This window comes from Pseudomonas sp. GW821-FHT01C01 (assembly GCF_059422645.1).
This window is the reverse complement of record NZ_JBWKXF010000007.1, coordinates 194,514-199,323: the sequence shown is the minus strand read 5'-3', so window position 1 is coordinate 199,323 and position 4,810 is coordinate 194,514. Positions and strand designations below refer to the sequence as shown.

The following is a 4,810-nucleotide window of genomic DNA, read 5'->3' as shown; positions in this document are numbered from 1 at the left end:
CCGAGATCTACACTGGTATACCATCGTCGGCAGCGTCAGATGTGGAGAAGAGACAGCCCACAGGGGATCGCGGTCAAATGTGGGAGCGGGCTTGCCCGCGAAGAGGCCGGCGCTAACACCTAATATTATCGACTGGAAACCCGATACACCCGCTCCTCAAGTCGCGTCACACCTGCCTCCAGGAACTTCCCGCTCTCACTCAGAACATCCTGATCTTCCAGGACCTTCAACGCCCACGCCCCACCCAACAAACGCTGCACCTCATCGTCGAGTACGGCAAATGGCGGTCCGTCCATCTGTGCCTGGTCATAGTCCAGCGTGATCAATAATCCGCGACACTCTTTCGGCAATATGCGATTCAGGTGCGCGGCATATTGCTCACGCATCTTCGGCGGCAAAGCAATCAGCGCGGCGCGATCATAGAACGCAGAGCAATCAGCCGTGTCACCGGCCGTCAGCTCAAAGAAATTGCCACACCAAAGCTCGATGGAACCTGCCCGATAAACCTTGAACGGCCCCTGCTCACTGACGGCCGGATCAAAGCCATGCTCGCTGAAAAACTCTTCGACGGCTTTTTCCGACAGTTCGACTCCCAAGACCTCGAGGCCTTGATGGGCGAGCCAAAGCAAATCCAGGCTTTTTCCACATAACGGCACCAACACGCGCGCGCCCTCTTCAAGGCTTAACGCTGGCCAGAACCGCTTCAGATGAGGGTTCACCTGCGGCAGGTGAAAGCCGATCTGATTCGTCGCCCATTTCTTGTGCCAAAACTCCGGCTGCATAAATAACCCCGAAAATTCGATCAAAACACCCTAAAACTTATATTAGATTTAGATTAATGATCTGACTGAAGATGTTGCATCTTAACTCTCAGGAGCTCATTCATGTTCCCCAGCCTGTACATATCCCATGGCTCCCCGATGCTTGCGCTGGAACCCGGCGCCAGTGGGCCGGCACTCGCTCGCCTGGCTGCCGAAATGCCCAGACCCAAGGCCATCGTGATTGTTTCTGCGCACTGGGAAAGCAATGAGCTGCTGGTCAACGGCAACCCACAACCGGAAACCTGGCATGACTTCGGCGGCTTCCCCAAGGCCCTGTTCGAGGTCGAGTACCCGGCACCCGGCGATCCACGACTCGCCGCAGAAGTTGCCGAGTTATTGAAAACCGCTGGCTTTCCTGCGCGTATCGACAGCAATCGGCCTTTTGACCATGGCGTCTGGGTGCCTTTATCGCTGATGTACCCGCAAGCAAATATCCCGATTGTTCAGGTATCACTGCCGACCCGTGGCGGCCCCGCTCTGCAGACCCGTGTTGGCCACGCGCTGGCCAGCCTGCGCGAGCACGGCGTGCTGCTGATCGGCTCCGGCAGCATCACTCACAACTTGCGAGAACTGGACTGGCATGCCGGCCCCGAGAGCGTTGAGCCCTGGGCCCGGGCGTTTCGCGACTGGATGATCGAGAAACTCGCAGCGAACGACGAAGCCGCGCTGCACGACTATCGCGCGCAAGCACCGTATGCCGTACGTAACCATCCCAGCGACGAACACTTGTTGCCGCTGTACTTTGCCCGCGCTGCAGGCGGGCAGTTCGGGGTTGCCCACCAGGGGTTCACCATGGGTGCGTTGGGCATGGACATTTACCGCTTCGGCTGACAGCCAGACCGAGTCACGACCTTCGCGAGCAAGCCCGCTCCCACATTTGATCGTATTCATTTTGAAAAAACGCGGTCGTATGTGGGAGCGGGCTTGCTCGCGAATGGGCCACCAGCAGGCATAAAAAATCCCCGAACCAGTCGGGGATTTTTTATGTTCGATCAATCAGCCCGAAAGCGGATCAATCTTCGCGGTAGCGACGCAGCTTCAACTGCTTACCGGCAACGCGAGTGTCCTTCAGCTTGGTCAGCAACTTCTCAAGACCATCTTCCGGCAGCTCGACGAGGCTGAAGCTATCACGCACCTGGATGCGACCAATGGCTTCACGTGCCAGACCACCTTCGTTGAGGATGGCGCCCAGCAGGTTCTTGGCGGCGATACCGTCACGCGCACCCAGCGCGGTACGGCAACGGGCACGACCTTCGGCCAGTGGAATCGGAGCACGACGCTCGCGGTCACCACGCTCAGGACGATCACCGGAACGCTCTGGACGATCGCCACGCGGTGCATTGTTCGGCACCAGTGGACGCTCTTTCTCGATAGCGGCCAGGTTCAGCGCTTGACCGTTGGTAGCCTTGCGCAGCAGGGCTGCGGCCAGGGCACGCGGGCTGCAACCGATGTCGGCAGTCAGGCGATCCAGCAGATCACCGTGGGTCGATTCGGCATCAGCCACCAGCGGCGACAGGCTGTTGGTCAGTTTCTTGATGCGCGCATCCAGAACGGCTTGAGCGTCCGGCAGGCGAACTTCAGCAACCTTTTGACCGGTTACACGCTCGATCACTTGCAGCATGCGGCGCTCACGCGGAGTCACCAGCAGCAGTGCACGACCTTCGCGACCGGCACGGCCGGTACGGCCGATACGGTGAACGTAGGATTCCGGATCGTACGGCATGTCAACGTTGAACACGTGAGTGATACGCGGAACGTCCAGGCCACGAGCGGCAACGTCGGTCGCCACAACGATGTCCAGACGGCCATCCTTGAGGGAGTCGATCACGCGCTCACGCTGGTTCTGGGCGATGTCACCGTTCAGCGCAGCGGCTTTGTAGCCTTTGGCTTCCAGGGCACTGGCCAGATCCAGGGTCGCTTGCTTGGTGCGCACGAACATGATCAGGGCGTCGAAATCTTCCACTTCCAGCAAGCTGAGAACGGCCGAAGTCTTCTGATCAGCGTGAACCAGCAGGTGAGCCTGCTCGATCGCGGTAACGGTCTGGGTCTTGCTCTGAATCTTCACGTGCTTCGGATCGCGCAGGTGGCGTTCGGCGATGGCACGGATCGATTGAGGCAAAGTAGCCGAGAACAGTACGGTCTGACGGGTTTCCGGCATGGCCTTGAAGATGACTTCCAGGTCGTCCATGAAGCCCAGCTTGAGCATTTCGTCGGCTTCGTCGAGAACCAGGTGGTTCACGGTCGCCAGTACTTTTTCGTCGCGACGCAGGTGGTCGCACAGACGGCCCGGAGTGGCGACAACGATTTGTGCGCCATTACGGATTGCTTTCAGTTGTGGGCCCATCGGCGCGCCGCCGTAGACAGCCACAACAGTCACGCCCGGCATTTGCTTGGCGTAAGTTTCAAAAGCGGTTGCAACTTGTAGCGCCAACTCACGAGTTGGGGCCAGGATCAGAGCTTGCGGCTCGCGCTTGGACGGATCAATGCGGTGCAGAATTGGCAGAGCAAAGGCAGCGGTTTTACCGGTACCGGTTTGCGCCTGACCAATCATATCGTGACCGGCGAGAATGATCGGGATCGACTGCTGCTGAATGGCCGAAGGCTCTTCATAGCCGGTAGCGACTACTGCAGCGACAATATTTGGATGAAGTTCAAGAGCGGCGAAGCCGCCGATTTCCTGGGTCATGGGTCTGCCTCTAAGTGCATCCGCAAAGACCCATGCTCCAAAGCTGCACATGCCGTGTTGAGACTCAAGAGTCGCCCTGGCAGCTTTGTCGGCGGGGATTTGCGAAAACGAATGAATGAAAAGAATCGTCAAGGAAGAGTCCGCTGGGCGGACGTGCAGCCGAAGCTGGCTTCGGGGAATTGCGCTACCTAAACGCGGCCCGGTTAAAGGCCGGCGCGCACTATACCGGAATTCGCCCAAAAAGGGAGTTTTTTTTATCGGAAATCCACTGGATACGCCGTTGTGTCACAGGCTTTGCGAATAATCGATCAGCCGTCTATTTTTCAAAGGCCCGGCCTTGCGGGTGACGGCGCTAAAACGGTTCACCCTTTGCCGTGCCGACCGCCTGTCTGGCACGTCTTTCCTACCCCCCCGAGGATCGCTCCATGAATCAGCCCTGCTCCAGTCGAGTCAGCCGCGAACGGCATGGTCATGTGTTCCTGATCGGTCTGGATCGGGTGGCCAAGCGCAATGCCTTCGATCTCGACCTGCTCAACGCCTTGAGCCTGGCCTATGGCGAATTCGAAGCCGACAGCGAGGCGCGAGTGGCGGTGGTATTCGCTCATGGCGAGCACTTTACCGCCGGGCTCGATCTGGTCAATGCCAGCGTCACACTGGCAGATGGCTGGCAGGTTCCGCCCGGCGGCTGTGATCCGTGGGGGGTGTTCGCAGGTCCCAGGGTCAGCAAACCGGTGATCGTCGCCGCCCAAGGCTATTGCCTGACCATCGGCATCGAGCTGATGCTCGCCGCCGACATCAACTTGTGCGCCAGCAACACCCGGTTCGCGCAAATGGAAGTGCAACGCGGGATCTTCCCGTTCGGCGGTGCCACCCTGCGCCTGCATCAAGTCTCAGGGTGGGGTAACGCCATGCGCTGGTTGTTGACCGGTGATGAATTCGACGCCCATGACGCCTTGCACCTGGGACTGGTGCAGGAAGTCATGGCCAGCGAGGATTTGCTACCCCGGGCGATCGAGCTGGCAGAACGGATCGCCCGCCAGGCACCGCTCGGGGTTCAGGCAACGCTGATGTCTGCGCGACAGGCCAGGTATGAAGGGGAAACCGCGGCAGCACAGGCGTTGCCGCTGCTAGTGAAGAAGTTGATGGCTAGCGAGGATGCCAAGGAAGGCGTGCGGTCGATGGTGGAGCGGCGGCCTGGAGTCTTCAAAGGGCTTTGATTTTTATACTGGCTTTGAGGGCCTCTTCGCGGGCAAGCCCGCTCCTGTCTCTTCTACCCACCTCCCAACCCACAAGAACCCGGAGG

Annotated in this window: 4 protein-coding genes; 2 read left to right on the top strand and 2 right to left on the bottom strand. The window is 59.1% G+C overall.

Features of this window, described 5'->3' with window-relative positions; genetic code table 11:
- Positions 1–125: 125 nt before the first annotated feature.
- Positions 126–782, bottom strand: coding sequence for a thiopurine S-methyltransferase (locus tag AC07XF_RS07665; protein WP_495026027.1), 657 nt, complete (start codon positions 780–782; stop codon positions 126–128).
- 102 nt (positions 783–884) lie between these two features.
- Here AC07XF_RS07665 and AC07XF_RS07660 point away from each other — a divergent pair, with 102 nt between their 5' ends.
- A complete protein-coding gene (locus AC07XF_RS07660) occupies positions 885–1,652 on the top strand; it encodes a DODA-type extradiol aromatic ring-opening family dioxygenase (RefSeq protein WP_495026026.1) in 768 nt (255 codons plus the stop codon).
- Between the two features lie 181 nt (positions 1,653–1,833).
- Here AC07XF_RS07660 and AC07XF_RS07655 read toward each other — a convergent pair whose 3' ends face one another.
- On the bottom strand, positions 1,834–3,507 hold the full coding sequence (locus AC07XF_RS07655; protein WP_495026025.1) for a DEAD/DEAH box helicase: 1,674 nt from the start codon (positions 3,505–3,507) through the stop codon (positions 1,834–1,836).
- A 425-nt stretch (positions 3,508–3,932) separates the two neighbouring features.
- On the opposite strand from AC07XF_RS07655, the gene AC07XF_RS07650 reads away from it, so the two are divergent.
- Positions 3,933–4,724 (top strand): crotonase/enoyl-CoA hydratase family protein, encoded by a 792-nt coding sequence (locus tag AC07XF_RS07650; RefSeq protein ID WP_495026024.1) that lies wholly within the window; start codon positions 3,933–3,935, stop codon positions 4,722–4,724.
- The last annotated feature ends 86 nt before the right edge of the window (positions 4,725–4,810 follow it).